We start from the raw sequence: 23,217 nt of genomic DNA on the forward strand, positions 1-23,217 counted from the left end.
GAGATCACAGCACAACCGGGTTCCGGAAAGCCAAGGGGCTGGTAGTGTTCGGCCCGTAAGCGCCGCACAAGCGGGCAGCGGATCACAAATCCGGGCCCGTCGAGGGCATGGGGTTCGCAGGGATGACGTCCCCAGGCGGCGCGGTCACCTACTGACAACGCCGGGGAACCGGTGACTCCGTCCTGCCCACATCTCCTTCTGTGAGCGACACATGATCAACGCATCCCCATCGCCGGAGCCGATCGCCGAGAACTTCGTCTCGGAGGATCCTCTCTGGTACAAGCGGGCGGTGTTCTACGAGGTTCTCGTCCGGGGGTTCAAGGACTCCAACGGCGACGGCACAGGCGACCTGCGCGGTCTCGTCGAGAAGCTGGACTATCTCGAATGGCTCGGCGTGGACTGCCTGTGGCTGCTCCCGCTGTACGAGTCGCCGTTGCGCGACGGCGGCTACGACATCTCGGACTACATGAAGATCCTCCCCGACTTCGGTGACCTGGGCGACTTCGTGCAGCTCATCGAGTCGGCCCACGAGCGTGGCCTGCGCATCATCACCGACCTGGTGATGAACCACACGAGCGATCGGCACCCGTGGTTCCAGGCGTCCCGGCACGACCCCGAGGGTCCCTACGGCGACTTCTACGTCTGGGCCGACGAGCCGACCGGCTTCCCCGACGCGCCGATCATCTTCATCGGGGCCGAGGAGTCCAACTGGACCTACGACCCGGTGCGCAAGCAGTACTACTGGCACCGCTTCTTCCACCACCAGCCGGACCTCAACTACGACAACCCGGCGGTGCAGGAGGCCATGCTGGAGGTGCTGAGGTTCTGGCTGGACCTCGGCATCGACGGCTTCCGCCTGGACGCCGTGCCGTACCTGTTCGAGCGCGAGGGCACCGCCTGCTCCGGCCTGCCGGAGACGCACGCGTACCTGAAGAAGGTGCGCGCCGAGGTCGACCGCCTCTACCCGGACCGGGTGCTGCTGGCCGAGGCCAACGGCTGGCCCGAGGACGTCGTCGAGTACTTCGGCGACCCCACCACGGGCGGCGACGAGTGCCACATGGCCTTCCACTTCCCGCTGATGCCGCGCATCTACATGGCGGTCAAGAAGCAGACGCGTGAGCCGATCTCCGAGATCATGTCGCGCACGCCGAAGCTGCCCGACAAGGCCCAGTGGGGCATCTTCCTCCGCAACCACGACGAGCTGACGCTCGAGACGGTGACGGAGGAGGAGCGCGACTACATGCACGCGGAGTACGCCAAGGACCCGCGCATGCGGGCCTACCTCGGCATCCGCCGCCGCCTCGCGCCGCTGCTCGACAACGACCGCGACCGCATCGAGCTGTTCACGGCGCTGCTGCTGAGCCTGCCGGGCTCGCCGGTCATGTACTACGGCGACGAGATCGGCATGGGCGACAACATCTGGCTGGAGGACCGCGACGCGGTCCGCACCCCGATGCAGTGGAGCCCCGACCGCAACGCCGGGTTCTCCACGGCCGACCCCGGCCGCCTCTACCTGCCCGCCGTCATGGACCCGATCTACGGCTACCAGGCGGTCAACGTCGAGGCCCAGCAGCGCAACCCCAGCTCGCTGCTGCACTTCACGCGCACGATGCTGGAGATCCGCCGCGACCACCCGGTGTTCGGCACCGGCTCCTACACCGAGATGTGGTCGTCCAACACGTGCGTGCTCACGTTCGTCCGCGAGGAGGGCGAGGACGTGATGCTGTGCGTGAACAACCTGTCGAAGTTCCCCCAGCCGGTGGAGCTCGACCTGCGCCGCTTCGCCGGGCTGACCCCGGTGGAGGCGCGGGGCGGGGTGCCGTTCCCCGTGATCGGCGAGAGCCCGTACACGCTCACCCTGCCGGGCCACGGCTTCTACTGGTTCGCATTGAAGTAAACCGCGCGGCGTAGGAGGGGACAGGTGCCGGTCACCGTGTGGCGACCGGCACCTGCGCGCGTGCGGCCCGCCGGGCGGGGATGAGCGCCACCGCGAGCGAGGCCCCCACCGCCATGAGCACGGCCAGGATCATGGTCAGCGCCGACGGGGAACGGCCGATCCCGGCCCCCACTCCGCTCGTGTGCCCCTGCAGGTCGATCAGGCCCGTCACCATCGACACCCCGGCCGCCGCGCCCACGGCGACGCCCACGACGACGAGCAGGCCGGTGCCCGTGACGAGCGTGGCCATGACCTGCCGGGGCGTCAGCCCCATGGCCTTGAGCACGGCCAGGTCGAAGGCGTGGTCGCGCAGGCCCAGCGCGCTGGCCGTCAGCAGGTTGGCCAGGCCGATCAGCGCGAGCACGACGATCAGGGCCACGATCACCACCCGGATCACCGAGAGCCGGTCGGCCGGGTTGACCACCCGCTGCACGTCGAGGCTCTCCCCCGACGCGGCCAGCAGCCGGGCCCGCACCTCGCCCGGGTCGGCGCCGGGGCGCAGCGCCAGCGCGTAGTACTCCGGCGGCACCGCGTCCTTGGCGGCCAGGCTGTCGAGACCCACCGACAGCACCTCGCCGTCGAGGTCGGGCTCGACCGCGCGGCCGACGATGCGCACGATGAGCGGCGAGCCGCCCACGGTGAGCCGCACGCGGTCGCCGATCCGCGCGCCCAGCAGGTCGAGCAGACCCTGCCCGGCCAGGGCCTCGCCGGGCCTGGCGAACATGCGTCCCTCGACCACGGGGAACGGGTACGGCGCGGTGGTGCTGCCGAGCGCCCGCACCCGCACGGAGCGGGCCTCGCCGGGCGCCAGGGCGTTGACGTCGGTGCCCGGGTAGACGGCGCACACGCCGGGGTCACGGGCCGCGATGCGCTCGGCCTGCGACGACTCCAGCTTGCCGGGGCGTACGTACAGGGAGGCGTGCTGGCCGACCTGCTCCGGATGGCTGAGGAAGTTGTCGAGCGTGGACCACACGCCCAGCCCGATCGTGATCATCATCATCGGCACGGCCAGCCCGAACGCGGTCAGGAACGCCGGCAGCCGCCGGGTGAAGGCGTCGCGGGTGCCGAGGACCAGGGCGGGCGGCAGCCGTACGAGCAGGGCCAGGCGGGCCAGGCGCGACAGGTGGCCGCGCGGCGGGGCGGCCGGGACGTCGGGGATGGGCGGCGTGCGCCCGCCGCGCCAGGCAGGCAGCCCCACGGCGGCCAGCACGACGAGCGCGGTGCCGCCGACGATGGCCAGCACCGGGACGGGGGCGACGGACGTGGCGCCGAGCACGGCGACGGTGCCCGCCCACCCGGCCACGGCGCCGAGCGCGATGCCGAGCAGGGCGAGCGCCCCGTGCTCGGCGAGCAGCAGCAGCGTCACCTGGCCGCTGGTGAAGCCCATGGACTTGAGCGTCGCCAGGTCGCGGAGCTGGCCGAGCACCCGGCCGCCGGCCGCGTTGGCCAGGGCGAGCGCGGCGGCGACCATGCCGACCACGCCGAACAGCGCGAGCAGCGTGCCGAGCAGCCGGTTGTCGAGCTCCATGGCCGCCCGCACCTCGCGCCAGGTGTAGACGCGCTGGAGCTGGTCCTCCAGCGTGACGACGACGCGCTGCGAGACGATCTGCGCCGCCTCCGGGTCGGACAGGCGCAGCCCGGTCACCCACTCGCTGCGGCCGAGCATCGGCTCGATCCGGTCGAGCATGGACGGCAGCACCCAGGCCAGGCCGGGCGTCCACTGGGGGTAGAAGCCCTGGTCGGCTGAGTCGGCGATGCCGCGTACGTACAGGGTGTGGCGCTCGCCGCTGAGCGCGATGACCGTGAACGACGAGCCGGGCCGCAGGCGCAGCGCGGTCGCGAACGAGCGCTCGACCACGACGCCGTCGAGCTGGGACGCGTCGAGCCACCTGCCCTCGGTGACGACGGGCCGGGCGACCTGCGGGGCCTGCGAGGGCAGCGCGCGCAGCCCCGCGGGCTCCTTCTTGCCGCCGAGCGCGACGGTGACGGGCGCCGACCGGTAGGGCCCGGCGACGCTGGTGACGCCGTCGATGGCGCCGATCTCGTCCGGCGGGCGGTCCCTGGTGTAGAGCCACACGTGGGCGCCGTTGGTCTGGGCGAACAGGCTGCGCCACGGGTTGGTGCCGTCCTCCAGGAGGGTGACGGCGGCGATGAGGGCGGCCACGATGCCGGCCACGAGCAGCACGGTCAGGACCGCCTGGCCCTTCCTGGCCCGCAGGTCGGCCGCGATCCACCGCGTCCCGGCCCGGACCGTGCTCATACCGGTGCTCATACCGGGGCTCATGCCGGCGCTCATCGGGCGCGCCTCCGGCTGCTCGGCGCGGGCTTGCAGGTGCTCATCTCAGGTCGATGACCTCGCGCGCGGTGCCGGTGCGCCGGCGCGCGATGCGGCCGTCGTCCACGATCTGCCCGTCGAACAGCGACACCAGGCGGTCGGCCAGGCTCGCCACCCGGGCGTCGTGGGTCACCATGACGATGGTCTGGCCCTGCTTGTGGACCTCGCCGAGCAGGCGCAGCACGTCGCGGGTGTTGCGGCTGTCGAGGTTGCCCGTGGGCTCGTCGGCCAGCAGCACGCTGGGCTTGTTGGCCAGCGCGCGGGCGAGGGCGACCCGCTGCTGCTCGCCGCCGGAGAGCTGGGCGGGCGCGGCGTCGGCCCGGTCGCCCAGGTTGAGCGCGGCCAGCAGGCTCTCGCGCCGCTCGCGGGCCTCCTTGGGCGAGATCCCGGCCAGCAGCGCGGGCAGCTCGACGTTGTCGGCCACGGTCATGTTGGCCACGAGGTTGAAGAACTGGAAGACGAAGCCGACCTTCTCGCGGCGCAGCAGCGCCCAGGCGCTCTCCGACAGCGTGTCGACGCGCTTGCCGTCGAGCCAGATCTCGCCGCTGGTGCGGGTGTCGAGCCCGCCGAGCATGTGGACGAGCGTGGACTTGCCGGAGCCGGAGGGGCCCATGATGGCGACGAACTCGCCCTCCTCCACCTCCAGGTCGACGCCCCGGACGGCCGGCACCGGCAGGGCGCCGCCGGAGTAGATCTTCACCAGGTTGACCGCCTTGAGGACGGCGGCGCTCATGCGAGGTCCTCCTGGCAGCGCTCCAGCCAGTCGAGGTCGGCCTGCAGGTGCAGCATGGCGCCCTCGATGAGGAGCCCGGCCACCCGGTCGCGGGGGTCGGTGCGGGAGAGGAGGTCGTTCAGGTCGGCCATGAGGGAAAGATAGTGCCGCCGCTGGCGGCTGATGAGAGCCATGCGGTCGGCGATGCCGGTGAGGGGCGCGAGGACGAGCTTCATGAAGAACTCGTCGCGCACGCGCGGCCCCTCGGTGGGCTCCTCGACCCACGCCACCAGCGAGTCGCGGCCCTTGGCGGTCAGGTAGTAGACCTTCTTGTTCGGCCGGTTGGACTGCTCGACGTCGACGGCCCTGACCAGGCCGTCCTTCTCCAGCCTGCCGAGCGTGACGTATATCTGGCCGATGTTGGGGGAAGGGTAGGCGGACCCGAAGGTCTGCTCCAGTGCCTGCTTCAGCTCGTAGCCGTGCGCCGGCTCCTTCGCCAGCAGGGCCAGCAGGTGAGGCCGCACGCCTCACCCCCCTTCCCCGTTACGTGAGCGTTACGTGCCCATCCGTTGACCTCCACATTACTCATATGCATAACATGAATGCATCTACCTAACACGTATGTAATCCCGAGAAACGTGGAGGTAACAGGGTGCTTCGCCCCGTTCCGATCGTGCTGGCCCTCTTGTTGGCGGCCGGTTGCGCCGGGACGGGCGACGAGGGCGGTGGCGACACCGGGACCGGCGGCACGGGTCCCATCACGTTCGCCACCGGGCGCGACACCACGGCGTACCTGCAACCCCTGCTGGATCGCTGGAACCAGGCCCACCCGGCCGAGAAGGTGACGCTGCTCGAACTGCCCGAGGCCGCCGACGAGCAGCGCGCTCAGATGGTGGCCAACCTCCAGGCCCGCAGCAGCCGGTACGACGTGCTCGGACTGGATGTGGTGTGGACCGCGGAGTTCGCGGACAACGGCTGGATCATCCCCCTGGAGCGCGGGCTCTTCCCGCTCGACAGGTTCCTGCCGACGGCCGTCGAGACCGCGGTCTACAAAGACAAGCTCTGGGCGGTCCCGTACACGACCAACGCGGGGCTTCTCTACTACCGCACCGACCTCGTGAAGAAGCCGCCCAGAACCTGGGCGGAGCTCCGCGAGCAGGCGCAAGCAGTCACGAAAAAGCATGACATCGAGGGTTACGCCGGGCAGTTCCTCGCCTACGAGGGGCTGACCGTCAACTTCACCGAGGCCGTGCAGTCCGCGGGCGGGCAGGTCGTCAGCCCCGACGGCACGAAGGTGACGCTCGACCCGGCCAAGGCGAGCACCGCGCTGGAGTTCCTCCAGCGGGGGCTGCGCGAGGGCTGGATCCCCAAGGAGTCGCTCACCTACAAGGAGGAGGAGACCCGCCTGGCCTTCCAGGAGGGCAGGCTCGCCTTCGCCCGCAACTGGCCGCACGCCTACGGCCCGGCCATCGGGCGGCTCGGCGGCAAGGTCGGCGTCACGCGGCTGCCCGGGCTGGACGGTCCCGGCTCCAGCACGCTCGGCGGCGCCAACCTGGCCGTCAGCGCCTCCTCCAAGCACCAGCAGACAGCGCAGGAGTTCATCCGGTACTTCACGGGCCTGGACAACGAGCGCCGGGTCCTCACCGAGGGGTCCTTCCCGCCGGTGTGGACCGAGCTGTACGACGATCCCGAGCTGATCAGGCGCTTCCCGTACCTGCCCGTGCTCAAGGAGAGCATCCTCGCCGCCAAGCTCCGGCCGGCGAGTCCCACCTACAACCAGCTGAGCCTGGTGATCGCCAGTTCGGTCGCCAAGGCCATCAGCCCTCCCTTCACCGAGTCCGCCGACGACGTCGCGGCCTCGATGAGATCCGAACTCGAAGAGATCATCAGAACCCAGTGAGGAAGTCATGGCAAAAGCCAGCGCAGCAGTCATCCTGGCCGGGCTCGCGGTAGCCGTCGCCGCCTGCGGCAACGCGCCGACGACGAGCGAGCCCGCGGCCTCCAGCTCCGCGTCGGCTAGCACGGGTGGCGGCGGCAAGACCCTCGAAGGCGTCAAGCTCGAGGTGGCCGCCAAGTGGACCGGTGACGAGCAGAAGAACTTCGAGCAGGTGCTCAAGGCCTTCACCGAGAAGACCGGCGCCAAGGTCACCTACGCCTCCACCGGTGAGGACACCGGTGCCTACCTCGGCCCGCGCCTCCAGGGCGGCAGCCCGCCCGACGTGGCCATCCTCCCGCAGCCCGGCCTGGTCCAGCAGTACGCCAAGCAGGGCGCGCTCAAGCCGCTGACCGACGCGGTGACCAAGGAGATCGACACCAACTACACCCCGTACTGGAAGGAGCTCGGCTCCGCCGACGGCAAGGTGTACGGCGTGCTGATCAAGGCGGCGCACAAGTCGCTGGTCTGGTACCGCACGCAGGCGTTCCAGGACGCCGGCATCCAGGAGCCGGCCACCTGGGACGACCTGATGAAGGCCGCGCAGACCATCGCCGACTCCGGCACCGCGCCGTTCTCCCTCTGCGGCGCGTCGGCCTGGACCCTGACCGACCTGTTCGAGAACATCTACCTCTCGACGGCCGGCCCCGAGAAGTACGACCAGCTCTCCAAGCACGAGATCCCGTGGACCGACCCCAGCGTGGCCACCGCGCTGGAGAAGATCGCGCAGATCGCCGGCAAGCAGGAGTTCATGGTCGACGGCACGTCCGGCACCATGCAGACCGACTTCCCGACCTGCGCCAACAAGGTCTTCGCCAACAAGAAGTCCGCGATGGTGATCGAGGCCGACTTCGTGGCCACCTCCGTCGCCCAGGCCAAGGCCAAGGTCGGCGAGGACGCCAAGGCCATCCCGTTCCCGAAGGCCGGCGACACCGCCCCGGTCATCCTCGGCGGCGACGTCGCGGTCGCGATGAAGGACTCCCCCGGCGCCATGGCGCTGCTGGAGTTCCTGGCCTCCAAGGAGGGCGGCGAGATCTGGGCCAAGCTGCCCGGCTACCTGTCGCCCAACAAGAACGTCTCCCCCGACAACTACCCCGACGCGCTGACCAAGCAGCTCGGCCAGACGATCGTCTCGGCCGGTGACGCCGTCCGCTACGACATGTCCGACCTGGCGCCGAGCGCGTTCGGCGGCACCGACGGCAAGGGCGAGTGGAAGATCCTGCAGGACTTCCTGCGCAAGCCCACGGACATCAAGGGCGCGCAGGCCGCGCTGGAGGCAGAGGCCAAGAAGGCCTGGAAGTAAAGAGGTAAGGCCGTGACCGAACGGTTGGACGGCCCGGCCCCGGCGGTGCCGCGCGAGGAGGAGACCTCGCGCGGCGGCGCATCAGGACCGGCTGACACCCCCAGCACCAAGCTACGCCTCGGCCCCTCCCCGGCGGTCGCCATCGCCTTCCTCCTCCCGGCGGCCCTGCTGCTGGGCGTCTGGGTGGTCTACCCGATCGTCTACTCCCTGTTCCGCAGCCTCTTCGACGCCTCGGGCACGGGGTTCGTGGGGCTGGGGAACTACGCCACGATCTTCACCGACGGCAACATGCTCACCACGATCAGGAACAACCTGATCTGGGTGGTCGTGGCGCCGATCGTGGTCACCACGCTCGGGCTGATCTTCGCGGTGCTCACCGAGCGGATCCGGTGGGCGACGGCGTTCAAGCTCATCGTGTTCATGCCCATGGCGGTCTCGCTCATGGCCGCCGGCGTGATCTTCCGCCTGGTGTACGACGAGGCCCCGGACAAGGGCGTGGCCAACGCCATCCTCACCACCGTGCACGACACGTTCTCCTCCTCGCAGGGCTACCCGGAGGCGCGTCCCCGCGAGGGCGCCCAGTCGGCGGTGGCGGCGCAGAACGGCGGAGTCGTCACCAAGCAGGCCGTACAGGCCGGCCAGCCCGTGCTGGTCCCGATCGTGGGCGTCAAGCCCGCGGTCATGCCGAAGAACGCCCAGCCCGCCAAGGCGCCCACGGGCGGCGGCGGCCTGGCCGGCACGGTGTGGTTCGACTTCACCCCCGGCGGCGGAGGCGCGCCGAACCAGGTCGACTCGGGCGAGAAGGGCCTGCCCGGCATGACGGTCGAGGCGGTCAAGGACGGCCAGGTGGCCGGCACCGCCACGACGGCCGAGGACGGCTCGTTCCGCTTCGAGGGACTGCCCGCCGGCTCGTACGTGGTGCGGCTGCCGCAGTCGAACTTCAAGGCCGCCTACAACGGCCTGACCTGGCTCGGGCCGACGCTCATCACACCGGCGATCATCGGCGCGTTCGTGTGGGTGTGGGCCGGCTTCGCGATGGTGCTGATCGCGGCGGGCCTGGCGGCCATCCCGCGGGACGCGCTGGAGGCGGCCCGCATCGACGGAGCGACGGAGTGGCAGGTGTTCCGGCGGATCACGATTCCGCTGCTGTCGCCGGTGCTGCTGGTCGTCTTCGTCACCATGATCATCAATACCCTGAAGGTCTTCGACCTCGTCTTCATCATCGCGCCGTCCTCGGTCCAGCCGCAGGCGAACGTGGTCGCGCTGGAGATGTGGCGGGTGGCCTTCGGCGGCGGCAACAACCAGGGGCTCGGCAGCGCGCTGGCGATCTTCCTGCTCATTCTGGTCCTGCCTTTCATGATCATGAACATCCGCAGGTTCAGGAGGGAGAACGCATGACGACCGCGACAGCCACGGCCGCTCCCGCCGGCCTGCAGACGGGCGCGCCGCGCAGGGGCCTGGCCAGCAAGATCGTGGACCGTGTCGGCAGCGGCGTGGTCCAGGTCCTCATGGTGCTGCTCGGCGTGTTCTGGCTGGTGCCCACGATCGGCCTGTTCGTCGTCTCGCTGCGCACGGTGGACGTCAACAACGCCGAGGGCTGGTGGACGGTCTTCACCAAGCCGGCCGAGCTGACCATCAAGAACTACAGCGACCTGCTGGCCAGCGGCTTCACCTCGTCGTTCTGGAACACCGTGGCGATCACGGTGCCGACCACCATCCTGGTGATCGGCATCGCGGCCATGGCGGCCTACGCGTTCGCGTGGATGGAGTTCAAGGGCCGCGACTCGCTGTTCCTCGTCGTGGTCGGGCTGCTGATCGTGCCGATCCAGATCGCGCTGATCCCGATCGCCGCCATGTACGGCGGCATGGGGATCTTCGGCTCGATCCCCGGCGTGGTGCTGTTCCACACGGCGTTCGGCCTGCCGTTCGCGATCTTCCTGCTCCGCAACTTCTTCGTCGGCATCCCGGCCTCGCTGCTGGAGGCGGCCCGGATGGACGGCGCGCCGGAGTGGAAGATCTTCGTCTCGGTGGTGTTCCCGCTGGGCAAGCCGGCGATCGCGTCGCTGGGCATCTTCCAGTTCCTGTGGGTGTGGAACGACATGCTCATCGCGCTGGTCTTCGCCAACCCCGAGAACCAGCCGATGACCAAGGCCCTCCAGTCGCAGATGCGGCAGTTCGGATCGAACATCGACATCCTGTCCTCCGGGGCGTTCCTGTCGCTGATCATCCCGCTGATCCTGTTCTTCGCGTTCCAGCGGTACTTCGTCCAGGGCATGATGGCCGGCTCCGTCAAGTAGCCGGTCCTCCGTAAGCGGGCGCTCGCATCTCACAGGGGCTGCGGGCGCCCGCTCCGTCGTGCTCTGTGATCATTCCGGTACGGCCTGAGCGCCCGATTCGGGCACGGGCCGCACCAGACCTGGATAGGCTGATCGGCCATGGCAGGTCGTCCCCTGAACGAAGTCGTCGAAGCCGGATGGGCCCGAGCACTGGAGCCCGTCGCCGAGCGGATCGCCCACATGGGCGAGTTCCTGCGCAACGAGATCAACGAAGGCCGGCAGTACCTCCCCTCCGGAGCCAACGTCCTGCGTGCCTTCAGCCAGCCCTTCGACGAGGTCAAGGTGCTGATCGTCGGGCAGGACCCCTACCCCACCCCCGGGCACCCCATCGGGCTGTCCTTCTCCGTCGCCCCCGACGTGCGGCCCATCCCGGGCAGTCTGCTCAACATCTACAAGGAGATGGAGTCCGACCTGGGGCTCCCGCGTCCCGCGAACGGCGACCTGACCCCGTGGGCCGACCAGGGCGTCCTGCTGCTCAACAGGGTGCTCACCGTGATGCCCGGCAAGCCCGCCTCCCACCGTGGCAAGGGCTGGGAGGAGGTCACCGAGCAGGCCATCCGCGCCCTCGTGGCCCGCGACAAGCCGATGGTCGCGATCCTGTGGGGCCGCGACGCCCGCAACCTCGCGCCCATGCTCGGCCAGGTGCCGCGCATCGAGTCGGCCCACCCGTCGCCGCTGTCGGCGCGCAACGGTTTCTTCGGGTCGCGGCCGTTCAGCCGGGCCAACGAGCTGCTCATCCAGCAAGGCGCGACCCCGGTCGAGTGGAAGCTGCCCTAGCATCGTCGCCATGAGCGATAACGAGAAATTCCTGCGTCTCACGGTCGAGCTGACCGTCGAGGTGCTCGACGTCAACGCGTTGCAGGCCGCCGCGCTCGCCGAGATCCGGCACCCGGACGCCGACCTGTCCGACGAGGAACGGGCCGAGCAGGCCGAGCTGGTCTCCTCCGACGAGACCGGCGCCTCGGCGCTGCAGTGGCTCATCGAGCCCGACCACGTGCTCCAGCTCGTGGACCACATCGACGAGATCGAGCCCCGCGAGGCCATGCTGGGTGTCGAGCCGTCCGAAGCGCCCGAGGACGACGAGGACGACGAGGAGCATGCGCACGCCTGACGTCGGGAGCCGGTCACGGCGCTGAGGCGCGCCGTGACCGGCCGTCAGGCCGGCCAGAGGTCCGGCGGCCGTCAGGCCGGCGAAGAGTCCGGGCACGGGTCCGTCCGTGCCCGCCCGCACGAGAGGGCACGCTGTGATCGTCGCATTCTCCATCACCCCGCTGGGCGTCGGCGAAGGCGTCGCCGAGCCGGTGGCGCGCGCCGTCAAGGTGGTCAGGGAGAGCGGGCTGCCGAACCGCACGGACGCCATGTTCACCACGATCGAGGGCGAGTGGGACGAGGTGATGGCCGTCGTCAAGCGCGCCGTGGACGCCGTGGCGGAGGTCGCGCCCCGGGTCAGCCTCGTCCTGAAGGCCGACCTGCGCGAGGGCGTCACGGACGGGATGACGAGCAAGCTCGAATCCCTGGAACGCCACCTCTCCTAGCCCCTTCCCGGGGGTCCTCTCCCTGAGAGTCCGCGTGCCCGCACCGTGGGCACGCCCCCATCGTCTTGTCCGACGTACGGAACCCGGACCGCAAACGCGATATGTCTTGACCTCTCTCAAAACGCGACATATCGTGTCTCTCGCGACGCGAACGCGATATGACGCGTCCTTCGATCTTCCTCGCGTACCCCCTGAGAGGTGGACATGAAGCACGAGCGAGTGCCCGTCCTGATCGTCGGCGGCGGCTACGCCGGGCTGAGCGCGGCCATGCTGCTCGCGTGGCGGCAGATCCCCGTCATGCTCGTCGAACGGCATCCCGGCACCTCGATCCAGCCCAAGGCGTTCGGCGTCAGCCCGCGAGCCGTCGAGCTGCTGCGCCCCGTGCCCGGCGTCGAGCACGCCCTCGGCCAGATCTGGGAGGGCATCGGCGACGGCATGCGCATCGCCATCGCCCCCAGCCTCAGCGCCCCGAACCCCCACATGATCATGGAGGACCAGGGGCTGGACTTCCTCGCCGAGCTCACCCCCGCGATCCAGGTGGGCGCCCCGCAGGCCGAGATCGAGCGCGTGCTGCGCGGCAAGGCCGAGGAGCTGGGCGCCGACCTGCGCTTCTCCACCGAGCTGGTCACGCTCGACCAGGACGGCGAGGGCGTGACGGCGGTCATCCGCTCGGACGGTGTCGACAGCATGGTCCGGGCCGACTACGTGGTGGCCGCCGACGGCTACCGCAGCCCGCTGCGCCAGGCGCTCGGCATCCCCACCACGGGCAAGGGACCGCTCGGGCACATGTTCTCGATCATGTTCGACGCGGACCTGAGCGGGCTCGTCCGCGAGCGCGAGGTCACGCTGTGGTACCTGCAGAACGACGTGTTCACCGGCGTGATCGTCACCGGCACCGGCGTCGGCGCGCACGTCGTGGGCGTCAACTACGACCCGGACAAGGGCGAGAGCGCGGCCGACTTCACCCCCGAGCGGTGCGTGGAGCTGGTGCGCGTCGCCACCGGCGTGCCGGACCTCGACGTGCGGATCCTGGACACGGCCTCCTTCACGCTGGCGCACATCCTGGCCGAGCGGTACCGGCACGGCCGGGTGTTCCTGGCCGGCGACGCGGCCCACACCATGCCCCCCACGGGCGGGCAGGGCGGCAGCACCGCGCTGCAGGACGGCTGCGACATCGCCTGGCGGCTCTGGCTCGTCCTCACCGGCCAGGCCGGGCCCGGCTTCCTCGACACGTACGACGCGGAGCGCCGCCCCATCGGCACCCTGACCGCCGACGCGCAGCTCGCCAACCTCGGGGTGCGGATGCCGCCCGCCCAGCGCGTCGACTACCCGGAGCCGCTGGAGGACTACGTCCCCGCCCTGCTCGGCTACCGCTACCACTCCACGGCCGTCGTGGCGGAGCCTGGCGACGACGGCTCGCTGCTGGAGGACCCGCGCGTGCCCACCGGCCGGCCCGGCGGCCGGGCCCCGCACGTCGTCCTCGACTGGGACGGGCAGCGGATCTCCACGATCGACCTGTTCGCGTCGGGGTTCGTGCTGCTGGCCGGGCCGAAGGGGCTGGCCTGGACCGACGCCGGACGCCGGGTGCAGGAGCAGCTCGGGATCCAGCTCACGCGGATCAGGGTGGGCGACGAGCTGACGGACGTGGAGGGGGTCTTCGGCAAGAGGTACGGCGTGGGCGAGGGCGGCGCCGTACTGGTGCGGCCCGACGGATACGTGGCCTGGCGCTCCCCGGAGCCGGACCCCGCGCCGGCGGCCACGCTGGAGCGCGTCCTACGCCAGATCCTCAGCCGCTGACCAGCCTCCTCCAGCGACCACCACGCCGGAGCACGCCCTACACCAGATCCTCAGCCGCTGACGGGCCTTCCTCTGGTGGCTTCGCGCGCTCCGGCCATGCCGGGGGGACGTGTCGTGCCCGTGGGCCGCGCGTCCGCGCCGCGATGGGCCGGCGGCTCGCGCCCGCGCCACCGACCCATCGCGCGATCCCCCACGACCGATCGTCGTCGCTTGCCCGATCTGTGCGGGAATCCGGCCCAAGCAGATAGTTCGTGAGCCCGATTGCCGCGGCGAGGTGTCTCATCCCTGAGAACGTAGAGAACATCTGGCTCAGGGATATAGTCCAGATCCATGGAGGATGAGTGGTCCAGATGGGGACTGGATCTCCACGTCCATCTCCGGACCGGCACGGGCCACGGCCTACGGGCGGGGCTCGAACACGCCCTGCGTGACGCCGTGCGGAGCGGCCGGCTCCGCTCGGGCACCCGGCTGCCGTCGTCGCGGGCGCTCGCCCGCGACCTCGGGGTCGCCCGCGGCACCGTCACCCAGGCCCTCGACCAGCTCGTCGCCGAGGGATACCTGGAGTCGAGGCCGCGCTCGGGCATCCGCGTCGCTCCCCAGCCCGCCGCGCCGCCCGCGGAGACCGCGCCCCCGTCGCACGCCACCCTGCGGCCCGTACGGGGGATCGACCTGCGCTCCGGCTTCCCCGACCTGGCCGCGTTCCCGCGACGGGAGTGGCTCGCCGCCACCCGGCACGTCATGCAGACCGTGCCCAACAGCGCGTTCGGCTACCGGGAGCGAGCGGGCGCCGTCGAGCTGCGGCAGGCGCTGGCCGAGTACCTCGGCCGGGCCCGTGGCGTCAGCACCACGCCCGACCACATCGTGGTGTGCGCGGGCTACGCCCATGCGCTGCGCCTGGTGTGTCAGGTCCTCCGCCATCACGGCGGCTCCACTGGGGCGCTCGCCTTCGAGGACCCCACCGAACCCGACCACCCGGCGCTCGTCGAACAACTGGGGCACCGGACGCGGCGCATCCCCGTCGACCGGGACGGGCTGATCGTCGAGCGGCTCACGGACGAGAGCGCCGTCGTCGTCACCCCCGCCCACCAGTACCCGCTCGGGGTCACGCTGAGCCCGGCCCGGCGCGTCGAGCTGGTGTCCTGGGCCAGGCGGACCGGCGCGTTCATCGTGGAGGACGACTACGACGGCGAGTTCCGTTACGATCGCCAGCCCGTCGGCGCGCTCCAGGGCATGGCGCCCGACCGGGTCATCTACGCCGGGACCGCCAGCAAGACCATCGCACCCGGCCTGCGCCTGGCCTGGCTCGTCCTGCCCAGCGGCCTGCTCGCCGCGCTGCGGGAGGCGACGCGCTGGGACGAGTCCTCGGTCAACGTCATCGACCAGCTCGTGCTCGCGCGCCTCGTCCGGACGGGCGAACTCGACCGGCACGTGCGCCGCTGCCGAGCCCGCTACCGCCGGCGACGCGACCTGCTCGGCGAGGCCGTCACCCGCGATCTGCCGCACGGACGTCTGTCCGGCGTCGCCGCCGGCCTGCACGCCGTCCTCCGCCTCCCCGCCGGGTCGGACCACGAGGTCCGGCTGCTCGGCCACCTGGCCGCACGTGGCATCCACGTCGAAGGCATCTCGCCCTTCTACCACCGGCCGGAGCAGGCGCCGCTCGCCATCGTCATCGGCTACGCGACCCCAGCCGAACACGCCTACGGCAGCGCCCTCGACGCGCTCGTCGCCGCCCTGCGGGACCGCATGCCGACGACCGGTCTTCAGCCGAGCTCGGGATGAGGGACATTGCGGCCGGGACGAACCAGCAAGAGAACGCGGTCAGCCAAGGTGGGGATGAGGGACATGGCAGTCAGGACGAATCAGCAAGGGGAAGGCCCCACATGCCGGCGACCGCACTTCAACCCAGGTCGGGATGAGGGACGTAGCAGTCGGGACGGATCAGCGAGAGAGCTGCGTCGTCGGCCATGAACGTGTCCAGGTCGCCGATCCTCCACCCGGCCTCGACCAGTGGCGTCACGAGCGGGTGCACTCCCGGCACGGCGATCCTGGCCACCTGCGGCGTGCTCCCGGCGGCGCTCGCCCGGACCGTCGCGGCGAGCGCCCCGAGCACCGCCTCCACGCAGTCTCGTGGCGTCACGCCACCGGCCGGGCCGATCACGACGTCGCGCCCACTCACGACGTCACCGCCACCCACGACGTCACCCCCATTCACGATGTCGCCGCGACCTACGACGTCGCCGTCGCTCATGACGCCATCGCCACCACTCACGCCATCGCCTCCCCCCACCCGGACGAAGGCATATCCCTGACCAGTCGTGTACAGGGTGACGCCCGGCGTGGCCGCGTACCAGGCGAGCGTGCCCCTCCGCGCCCCTCCCCCGGCGTGCGCGTCGAGCTCCGCCACATCCTCCGGGCCCGCCTCCCGCACCGGCGGGCCGGGCAGTGCTGAGGCGGGGCCGGTCAGGTAGAGCAGCGGGCACCAGGGACGCAGCCCGTACCGGATGTACAGGCTCATGGCGCGGGGGTCCGAGGACGCGAACGTGACCTTCGGCCCGCCCCCTCCCATCAGCTCCGCGAGGAGACCGCGCCCCACCCCGGACGACTGGTGCTCGGGCAGCACGAACAGGTCGCCCAGGTGCGTGACGGCGCCACGGCGCAGCGTGCCGCCGAAACCCCGCGCCTGCCCGTTCGCCGTGGGGGCGAGGACGAGCCTGCCGAAGGCCCGCTCGGCGTCGAGGAAATCACGGGCCGAGGACCAGCCCCGCAGCAGCCCGAACCGCTCGGCCACCGCCCGCACAGCGGGCATGTCGCCCTCTTCCGCGCCCCGCACCACACCCTCTGCCATGTCCTCCCCATACCTTCTCGGCGACTCACACCATCATCGGGCAGGTACGCGGCGGCGCGGCCCCGCCGGAAGCCGCGGAAAGCTCCGGCAGGAAGCAGAACGGGATCAGAAGAGGCGGAGTTGACCGGTGCGCTGTGCGCGCGCCTCGCCCACCTTCAGCATCCCGGCCGCCGCGACCAGCAACAACGCGGACAGCCCCGCGAGCCACACCAGAGGCAGGGCCAGGTCGGCGATCCCCTGCCCGTCGAGGAGCGCGCCGCGCACCACCACGAGGCTTCCGGTCAGCGGCAGCACCGAGCCCGCCGCCCGCAGCCACCCCGGCAGCGCGAACGTCGGCAGCCGCACCCCGCTCGCGAACCACATCGGGTCGTCCAGCAACGTGTACAGGAACGCGGCGTCCCTGGAGAAGATCAGCAGGCTGTTGAGGAAGGCGCCCCACGCGACGGCGGGCACCAGCATGGCCAGGAAGACGACCGCGTACATCCCCGGATGCGCCACGTTCACCACGTCGAGCATGGTGAACATGGCCGCCGAGAAGCAGGCGAACAGCCAGGCGTTCTGCACCAGCGCGCCGAACCCGTTGGCGACGACGACCGCCAACCGGCTGGCCGGCGCCAGGAACAGCAGCTCCAGCGTGCCGTTCTGGCGTTCCATCGAGAAATGCCAGGCGGACTGGACGAGCGAGAAGAAGAACGTGAAGCCGAGCGTCCCGGTGGCGAGGAACGCGAGCAGGGGCTCGGGGTCGGCCGCGAGCGGCCACCGGGTGGCGATGCCCGGCGTCGCCGCCAGCGGGTGCAGCGTGTAGTAGGTCTGGATCAGGGTCAGCAGCGGCCAGACCAGCATGGAGAACACCACCAGCTTGCTGCCGAAGATCTGGCGGTGCTGCTTGAGCGCCTCCGCCCGGAAGACCTTCGCCGCATGCCGCACCGCATCCCGGACGGTACGTCCCGCTGCGTCCCCCTTCACGCCTCTTCCGGCATATCCGGCCATTGGCCCCACCATGTCCTCCGTGCCGCCCTTCCAGCCACGAGCCACCGCCCCTCCGGCGCCCTTCCGGTCACGAGCCACCGCCTCGCCGGCGCCCTTCCCACCACCGATCACCGCCCCCTCCCCGCCGCCGTCATGCACGCCACCCTCCTCCACGCCGCTCTCCTCCATGCAGTCGTCTCCCTGCCGTCCTCCTCCGCGCGGTCGTCTCCATGCCGCCCTGCTCCACGCCGCCCCTGACTGGTCCCGCCGCCTCCGCACGGCGGGCACCGTGCCGAGACGCCGCAGGCGCGGCGGAGGCGTACGCCTGCGGGCGTGGGTGCACAGCGTGGACCACCGGAGCGCCCAACACACGCCGCAGCCGAATCCGGGCACTGTCAGCCCCTCCCCCGGACCGACGTCCGGCCGGGTGGGGATTCATCGGGCCACCTGCCACGGCACGATCAGGCATGGCGAGAGCGCCCAGAACACGGCGTCGCCGTGCCCGGGCAGGCCGCCCGGTCCGTGCCCGGAGATTTCGTACGGCAGGCGATCCATCGGGTGCCGCCGCCCGGACCATCGCCGTCCGGCCGCACCGTCGCCCCGCTGCGGCAGCCGCCTCACGCGACCACCGCCATGGACCGGTCGCTCAACGCGAGGATCGCGTCCTCCAGTGACGGCTCGGCGATCTCCAGGCCGGAGGGTTCGCCGCCCGCGGCGATGACCGCTTTCGTCAGGGCCCCCGCGACGTCCCCCGGATGGCTCAGCTCGATCACCGCGCCGGTCCGGATCACGTCGCCCGCGCCTCCGTCGGTCAGGACCCGACCGGCAATACCTCCGCCCAACCCGGCCCCCTCAACCGCAGCAGGACCGGACCCGGCTCCCCGCCTCTCAACCGAGCTGGGTACGGACCCGGCTGTCTGCCTCTCAACCGAGTCAGGTACAGACCCGGCTCTCTGCCTCTCGACCACACCCGGGCCGGACCTGGCTCCCCGCCTCTCGACCGCACCGCCACCGGACTCGGCCAACGGGATGATCCGTACCCGGTCGTCGAACGCGAGGGCGGCGGCCTCCACCTCGGGCGTCAGCTCGGACACCGTGATCCGCACCCGGCGGTGGCAGCCGGTCTGGGCCATCAGCTCGCCGGGCGAGCCCTCGGCCAGGTGACGGCCGTCGCCGATCACGTACACGTGCTCGCAGAGCTGCTCCACCTCGGCCAGGTAGTGGCTCGTGAGCAGCACCCCCTTGCCGCGCTCGGCCAGCTCGGCCACCACCTTGCGCAGGTCGCGGGCGATCGGCGCGTCCAGGCCGAGGGTGGGCTCGTCGAGGAGGAGGTAGTCGGGGTCGTTGATGAGACCGCGGGCGATCGACAGGCGCTGCGTCATGCCGCGCGAGTACTGCTCCACCCGGGTGCCCGCGGCGGCGGTCAGCCCCACGAGCTCCAGCAGCTCACCGATGCGGGACTTGAGCACCTTGCCGGGGATGTCGTAGAGCTGGCCGAAGTACCACAGGTTCTCGCGGCCGGTCATCCGCGCGTAGACCATGCGCTCGCCGCCCGCGATCAGGTTGATCCTCCGGCGTACGGTGTGCGGGGTGTTCCCCGGGTCGAGCCCGCCCACGGTGACGGTGCCGGAGGTCGGCCGCAGGAGGGTGGCCAGGATCTTGATGGTGGTGGTCTTGCCGGCGCCGTTCAGGCCGAGCAGCCCGGTGACGCGTCCGCGGGGGATGGTGAGGCTCAGGTCCTCGACGGCCACCTTGCCGCCGAACTCCTTGCGCAGGTGCTTGGTCTCGATCATCTAGTAGCTCCTTTCCATGGCCCTGCGCTCCGCCCAGGGCATCGCGAGCAGTCCGGCGGCGGTGTAGGCGAGGCTGACGAGCACGGTCACGCCGAGGCGGTCGAGCGGCAGGCCCGCGCCGCCGGTGAAGACGCCGCGGATCACGTCCATGGCCGGGGTCACCGGCACCAGTTCGCCGAGCCACCGGAACGCCTCGGGCAGGTAGTCCCTGGGGAACGTGAAGCCGGACAGGATGGCGATGGCGGAGAACACGGTGTTCTGGGTGATGTGCGCCTCGCCGGCGACGATCATCACGTCGCTCAGCACCACGGACATCCCGAACACGGCCAGGGTCAGCCCCGCCAGGGCCAGCACGGCGTCCAGCACGCCCGTCGCCGCCGGCCGTACCCCGAGCAGCATGGCGAACCCCAGCAGGACGGCCACCTCGACGGCTACGGCCGTGAAGGCGAACATCGCGAAGCCGAGCAGGTACGGCAGGCGGCGCGCGGGAGCCACGACCAGGGCTCCCAGAGTGCCCTCGCGCTGCTCCTGGATCATCGCCTTGCCGGTCCAGAGGATGCCGTGGACCACGAACATGTACGCCGCGGCGCCCACGGCGACGTAGCCGAGGTAGTCGGCGGTGCCCGCCTTACCGGCGAACTCGGCGGACACCTGGTCGCCGCCGATGGCCCGTAAGCCGAGGTAGGCCAGGCCCATCGTGAATGCGCCGACCAAGAGCGTGCCGACGAAGTACGACCACGGGTAGGCCCGCCTGGTCACCAGCCACGACCGCCTCAAGGTCGCCCATGCCACCGTCATCTTGTAAGTCTCCTTTGGGAACTGACTTGGTTTCTATCAGAGACTCACTCGGGGGTAAAGTCGGGGAATGGTCAGGGAACTGCGCACGCAGGACACCCACTGCTCCATCGCCCAGGCGGCGGCGGTCGTCGGCGACTGGTGGAGCCTGCTCATCGTCCGCGAGGTGGCCCGCGGTCATCGCCGCTTCGACGAGCTGCTCGGAGAGCTCGGCATCTCCCGAAAGGTGCTGACCGAACGGCTCAGACACCTGGTGGACCACGGCGTCCTCACCCGGGAGCCGTACCAGACGGGGCCGGTGCGGCACGAGTACGTGCTGACCGACGCGGGCTGGGCGCTGACGCCGGTGCTGATCACGATGCAGGACTGGGCGGATCGCTGGCTGCAGGGGGACGGGTCGCTGACGGGTTCGGCCGACCCGGAGGGGGTGGAGGCGTCCCGCGTCCACGCCCTGCTGTCCACCCGCCTGCCGTGGCCGCTGACCCTGCCGGTCACACTTGCCGCAGGAGGAGGCACCCCGACGCACACCTCTCCCGGGGCAGCCCTGACGGCTGAGGAGTCTCCCCGTGGAGCCACGGTGACTCAGAAGTCTCTCTCCGGCGTCGCGACGGCTCAGGAGTCCCTCCCCGGCGCCGTGGCGGCTCAGGAGTCCCTCCCCGGCGCTGTGGCGGCTCAGGAGTCCCTCCCCGGCGCCGTGGCGGCTCAGGAGGCCCTCCCCGGCGTCGCGGCGACTCGGGAGGCCCCTCGTGGAATCTCGACGGCTCAGGAACCTCCCTACGCAACCACGGCGGCTCAGCAAGCGATCCTCGGAGAGGCGGGGCGGCTCGACGTCGTGGCGGACGCGCCGGCCACCGTCATCTTCGTCTACCCGGCGACCGGCATGCCGGCTCCCCTGCCGCCCGGCTGGGGGCAGGTGCCGGGCGCGGCGGGGTGCACGCTGGAGAACCGGCTCTTCAGGGACCGCATGCCGGAGTTCGCCGCGCACGGCGTCGCCGTTCACGGGGTGAGCACGCAGCGCCCCGACGAGCAGGCCGCCTTCGCCACCGCCGAGGGCATTCCGTTTCCGCTGTTCTCGGACATGGATCTGCGGTTCGCGGCGGCGCTCCGGCTGCCCACCTTCCGGGCCGGCCATGCCCTTCGGCTCAAGCGGGCGATCCTCGTGGTGGACCGTCACCGGGTGGTGCGCCATACGATCTTCCCGGTGCTGGACATCCCCAAGGCCGTGGAGGAGTCCTTGGTGATCGCCACGTCCATCGCGGCGGATCGCTGAGGCGGCTGGTGCATGGGGTGCTGGGCCCTCCTGCCGGAACCTGGTCTGTGTTGGGCCCTCAGGGCGGGCGACTGCGTTCGGCGAGCCGGTGAACGGGCGTCGCGGGCGGGTCAGGCCGCGAGTGGGTACGGTGCGGGACCGGGGCGGGGTGGGCTCGCCTCCTGAGTGGCGCAGAGCCAGTCGTTCAGCGAGCCGGTGAAGCCCGAAGGCGGGCCCACCTTGAGGCAGGTCGCCTGTCCTGTGCCCGAGACCGGGGCGACCTTGAGGCGGCGGACGCTTCCCGGTCTGCCCATGACGGGAGGCTCCGTCTCGCAGGGGGTCAGGCGCACGTCGAACGACGGCCCGGCGAGGGCGGACGAGGTCGCGGACCGCGAGGCGGTGACGACGGAGGCGCCTCCTGCGGTCCACGGGGCTTCGCGGTGTGCCGGGGTCGCCGCCGGGTCGATCGGCTCGGGCGGTTCGGGCGGTTCGCCCCACGGCGTGGGGTCGCCTGGCGGGCGGATGTGCAGGTGGTCGTCGATCAGGCGGACGTCGGCCCTCGGGTGTGTCGCGAGGAACGCCAGGTGGTCGGCCAGCAGATGACGGGCCACCGTACGGAGGAGGTTCGTCGCGCACAGCGTGTGGGCGCAGGCGGCACCGTCGATGGTGATCTCCGGCAGCGCGAAGCGGCGCAGCCCTCGCGAGGTGACCCGCAGGCAGTCGCACGCCGCCGTGTCGGCCGGGTCCCACGGCGGGCAGGTGGCGTCGTCGTGGACCTGGACGTCCCAGCCCAGCCAGTCGTCGGCGAGCCGGAAGACGACGGGCTCGTCTGGGCACCGGTCACAGCTCGGCACCGTCGCCCCCGTCAGCGGGTCGATGACCAGGCCGCCGCACTGCCGGGCCAGGGCGCGGGCCGTCGCGCGGGCGACCTGGGCGCTGCCCGGGAGCTGATGCGGGGGCGCGGTCGAGGAGACGACGAGGTGTTGTCTTGCACGGCGCAGGAGGCGGCGTTCGTCGTGGTGCAGGAATCGGCATCCGTCGCCGTCGTGGTGGGAGATCCAGCGTTCGGTGTGGTCCTGGATCCGGCGCTCGTCAGGGTATGGGCTCCGCCGCTCGTCAGGATATGGGGTCCGCCGCTCGTCAGGGTATGGGGTCCGCCGCTCGTCGTGGCGAGGGGTCCAGCGATCGTCAGCATGTGGGGTTCGGTGCTCGGCGGGGTGCGGCGTCCCGTGCTCGTGCTGGGGGAGGGTGGTCCCGCGCTCGTGCTGAGGGAGGGGGTGAGGGGTGCGGTGGTGCGGGGCGGGAGGTTCGGCGTCGCCGGGGATGCGTCGTCCGGCGTAGGCAGCACTCCGGGGATGGGGCGTGGCTGGTGACCATGCCGGGGCTCTGTGCGGCGGAGGGGTCGGGCGCCGGGGCGCTCTGCTCCCCGATGGTGTGGTGACGCCTCGCCATGGGGTCGGGTAGTGGGTGACCTCCAGGCCGGGCGTGCCGTAGGCGGTCATGGCGGCCTTGCGGTACGGCTTGGCGACCCGCCACGGCACCAGGTCGGGGACCGGGCGCGGCAGGCGCTCGACGGCGACGACGAAACGGCTCGTCAGAGTCGCGGGCAGCGGCAGGGGGATCTTCATGAGGGCCTCCGGGGTGGGTGAGGCCCTCAGCTTGGCGAAGGGGCGAGAGGA

The 23,217-nt window shown here is 71.2% G+C and carries 19 protein-coding genes; 11 read left to right on the plus strand and 8 right to left on the minus strand.

The window, feature by feature from the left end; genetic code table 11:
• The first annotated feature begins 211 nt into the window (after positions 1–211).
• Positions 212–1,897: a maltose alpha-D-glucosyltransferase gene (gene treS, locus HD595_RS07695; RefSeq protein ID WP_253766989.1), complete on the plus strand. Its 1,686-nt coding sequence runs from the start codon at positions 212–214 to the stop codon at positions 1,895–1,897.
• A 31-nt stretch (positions 1,898–1,928) separates the two neighbouring features.
• On the opposite strand, the gene HD595_RS45665 is transcribed toward treS, so the two are convergent.
• From HD595_RS45665 to HD595_RS07710, 3 genes are all read right to left on the minus strand, one after another.
• The gene (locus HD595_RS45665) at positions 1,929–4,208 is read right to left on the minus strand and encodes an ABC transporter permease (protein ID WP_301309465.1); all 2,280 of its coding nucleotides are present in this window, start codon (positions 4,206–4,208) and stop codon (positions 1,929–1,931) included.
• 64 nt (positions 4,209–4,272) lie between these two features.
• A complete protein-coding gene (locus HD595_RS07705) occupies positions 4,273–5,004 on the minus strand; it encodes an ABC transporter ATP-binding protein (protein WP_253766991.1) in 732 nt (243 codons plus the stop codon).
• Positions 5,001–5,507, minus strand: coding sequence for a PadR family transcriptional regulator (locus HD595_RS07710; RefSeq protein WP_253766993.1), 507 nt, complete (start codon positions 5,505–5,507; stop codon positions 5,001–5,003). Before HD595_RS07710 ends, HD595_RS07705 begins: the two co-directional genes overlap by 4 nt.
• Positions 5,508–5,635: 128 nt before the next feature.
• Between HD595_RS07710 and HD595_RS07715 the strand changes: the two genes are divergently transcribed.
• The 9 genes from HD595_RS07715 to pdxR all read left to right on the plus strand — a co-directional run bounded on the left by HD595_RS07715 (position 5,636) and on the right by pdxR (position 15,666).
• Positions 5,636–6,883: an ABC transporter substrate-binding protein gene (locus HD595_RS07715; RefSeq protein WP_253766994.1), complete on the plus strand. Its 1,248-nt coding sequence runs from the start codon at positions 5,636–5,638 to the stop codon at positions 6,881–6,883.
• A 7-nt stretch (positions 6,884–6,890) separates the two neighbouring features.
• A complete protein-coding gene (locus HD595_RS07720) occupies positions 6,891–8,219 on the plus strand; it encodes an ABC transporter substrate-binding protein (RefSeq protein ID WP_253766996.1) in 1,329 nt (442 codons plus the stop codon).
• Positions 8,220–8,231: 12 nt separating this feature from the next.
• Positions 8,232–9,617, plus strand: a complete 1,386-nt coding sequence (locus HD595_RS07725) for an ABC transporter permease (RefSeq protein WP_253766998.1) — start codon at positions 8,232–8,234, stop codon at positions 9,615–9,617.
• Positions 9,614–10,516, plus strand: a complete 903-nt coding sequence (locus tag HD595_RS07730; protein ID WP_253767000.1) for a carbohydrate ABC transporter permease — start codon at positions 9,614–9,616, stop codon at positions 10,514–10,516. Before HD595_RS07725 ends, HD595_RS07730 begins: the two co-directional genes overlap by 4 nt.
• 138 nt (positions 10,517–10,654) lie before the next feature.
• The gene (locus tag HD595_RS07735) at positions 10,655–11,332 is read left to right on the plus strand and encodes a uracil-DNA glycosylase (RefSeq protein ID WP_253767002.1); all 678 of its coding nucleotides are present in this window, start codon (positions 10,655–10,657) and stop codon (positions 11,330–11,332) included.
• 10 nt (positions 11,333–11,342) lie between these two features.
• On the plus strand, positions 11,343–11,666 hold the full coding sequence (locus tag HD595_RS07740) for a hypothetical protein (protein WP_175594104.1): 324 nt from the start codon (positions 11,343–11,345) through the stop codon (positions 11,664–11,666).
• A 133-nt stretch (positions 11,667–11,799) separates the two neighbouring features.
• Entirely contained in the window at positions 11,800–12,090 is a 291-nt protein-coding gene (locus tag HD595_RS07745) for an MTH1187 family thiamine-binding protein (RefSeq protein ID WP_175594105.1), read from the plus strand.
• 204 nt (positions 12,091–12,294) lie between these two features.
• Positions 12,295–13,887: an FAD-dependent monooxygenase gene (locus HD595_RS07750; protein ID WP_253767004.1), complete on the plus strand. Its 1,593-nt coding sequence runs from the start codon at positions 12,295–12,297 to the stop codon at positions 13,885–13,887.
• Positions 13,888–14,217: 330 nt separating this feature from the next.
• Positions 14,218–15,666 carry a MocR-like pyridoxine biosynthesis transcription factor PdxR gene (gene pdxR / locus HD595_RS07755; RefSeq protein ID WP_253767005.1) on the plus strand — a complete coding sequence of 483 codons (1,449 nt, stop codon included), beginning with the start codon at positions 14,218–14,220 and terminating at the stop codon, positions 15,664–15,666.
• A 118-nt stretch (positions 15,667–15,784) separates the two neighbouring features.
• Here the strand turns inward: pdxR and HD595_RS07760 are convergent, their stop codons facing one another.
• The 4 genes from HD595_RS07760 to HD595_RS07775 all read right to left on the minus strand — a co-directional run bounded on the left by HD595_RS07760 (position 15,785) and on the right by HD595_RS07775 (position 20,292).
• Positions 15,785–16,732: a GNAT family N-acetyltransferase gene (locus tag HD595_RS07760; RefSeq protein WP_253767007.1), complete on the minus strand. Its 948-nt coding sequence runs from the start codon at positions 16,730–16,732 to the stop codon at positions 15,785–15,787.
• Positions 16,733–16,837: 105 nt separating this feature from the next.
• Entirely contained in the window at positions 16,838–17,659 is an 822-nt protein-coding gene (locus tag HD595_RS07765; protein ID WP_253767009.1) for an ABC transporter permease, read from the minus strand.
• A 659-nt stretch (positions 17,660–18,318) separates the two neighbouring features.
• On the minus strand, positions 18,319–19,494 hold the full coding sequence (locus HD595_RS07770) for an ABC transporter ATP-binding protein (RefSeq protein ID WP_253767011.1): 1,176 nt from the start codon (positions 19,492–19,494) through the stop codon (positions 18,319–18,321).
• A complete protein-coding gene (locus HD595_RS07775) occupies positions 19,495–20,292 on the minus strand; it encodes an ABC transporter permease (protein ID WP_253767013.1) in 798 nt (265 codons plus the stop codon).
• A 67-nt stretch (positions 20,293–20,359) separates the two neighbouring features.
• Here HD595_RS07775 and HD595_RS07780 point away from each other — a divergent pair, with 67 nt between their 5' ends.
• Entirely contained in the window at positions 20,360–21,559 is a 1,200-nt protein-coding gene (locus HD595_RS07780) for a winged helix-turn-helix transcriptional regulator (protein ID WP_253767015.1), read from the plus strand.
• A 110-nt stretch (positions 21,560–21,669) separates the two neighbouring features.
• Here the strand turns inward: HD595_RS07780 and HD595_RS07785 are convergent, their stop codons facing one another.
• The gene (locus HD595_RS07785) at positions 21,670–23,166 is read right to left on the minus strand and encodes a hypothetical protein (protein WP_253767017.1); all 1,497 of its coding nucleotides are present in this window, start codon (positions 23,164–23,166) and stop codon (positions 21,670–21,672) included.
• Positions 23,167–23,217 lie beyond the last annotated feature (51 nt).

Source organism: Nonomuraea roseoviolacea subsp. carminata (genome assembly GCF_024172185.1).
Classification (GTDB): Bacteria; Actinomycetota; Actinomycetes; order Streptosporangiales; family Streptosporangiaceae; genus Nonomuraea; species Nonomuraea roseoviolacea.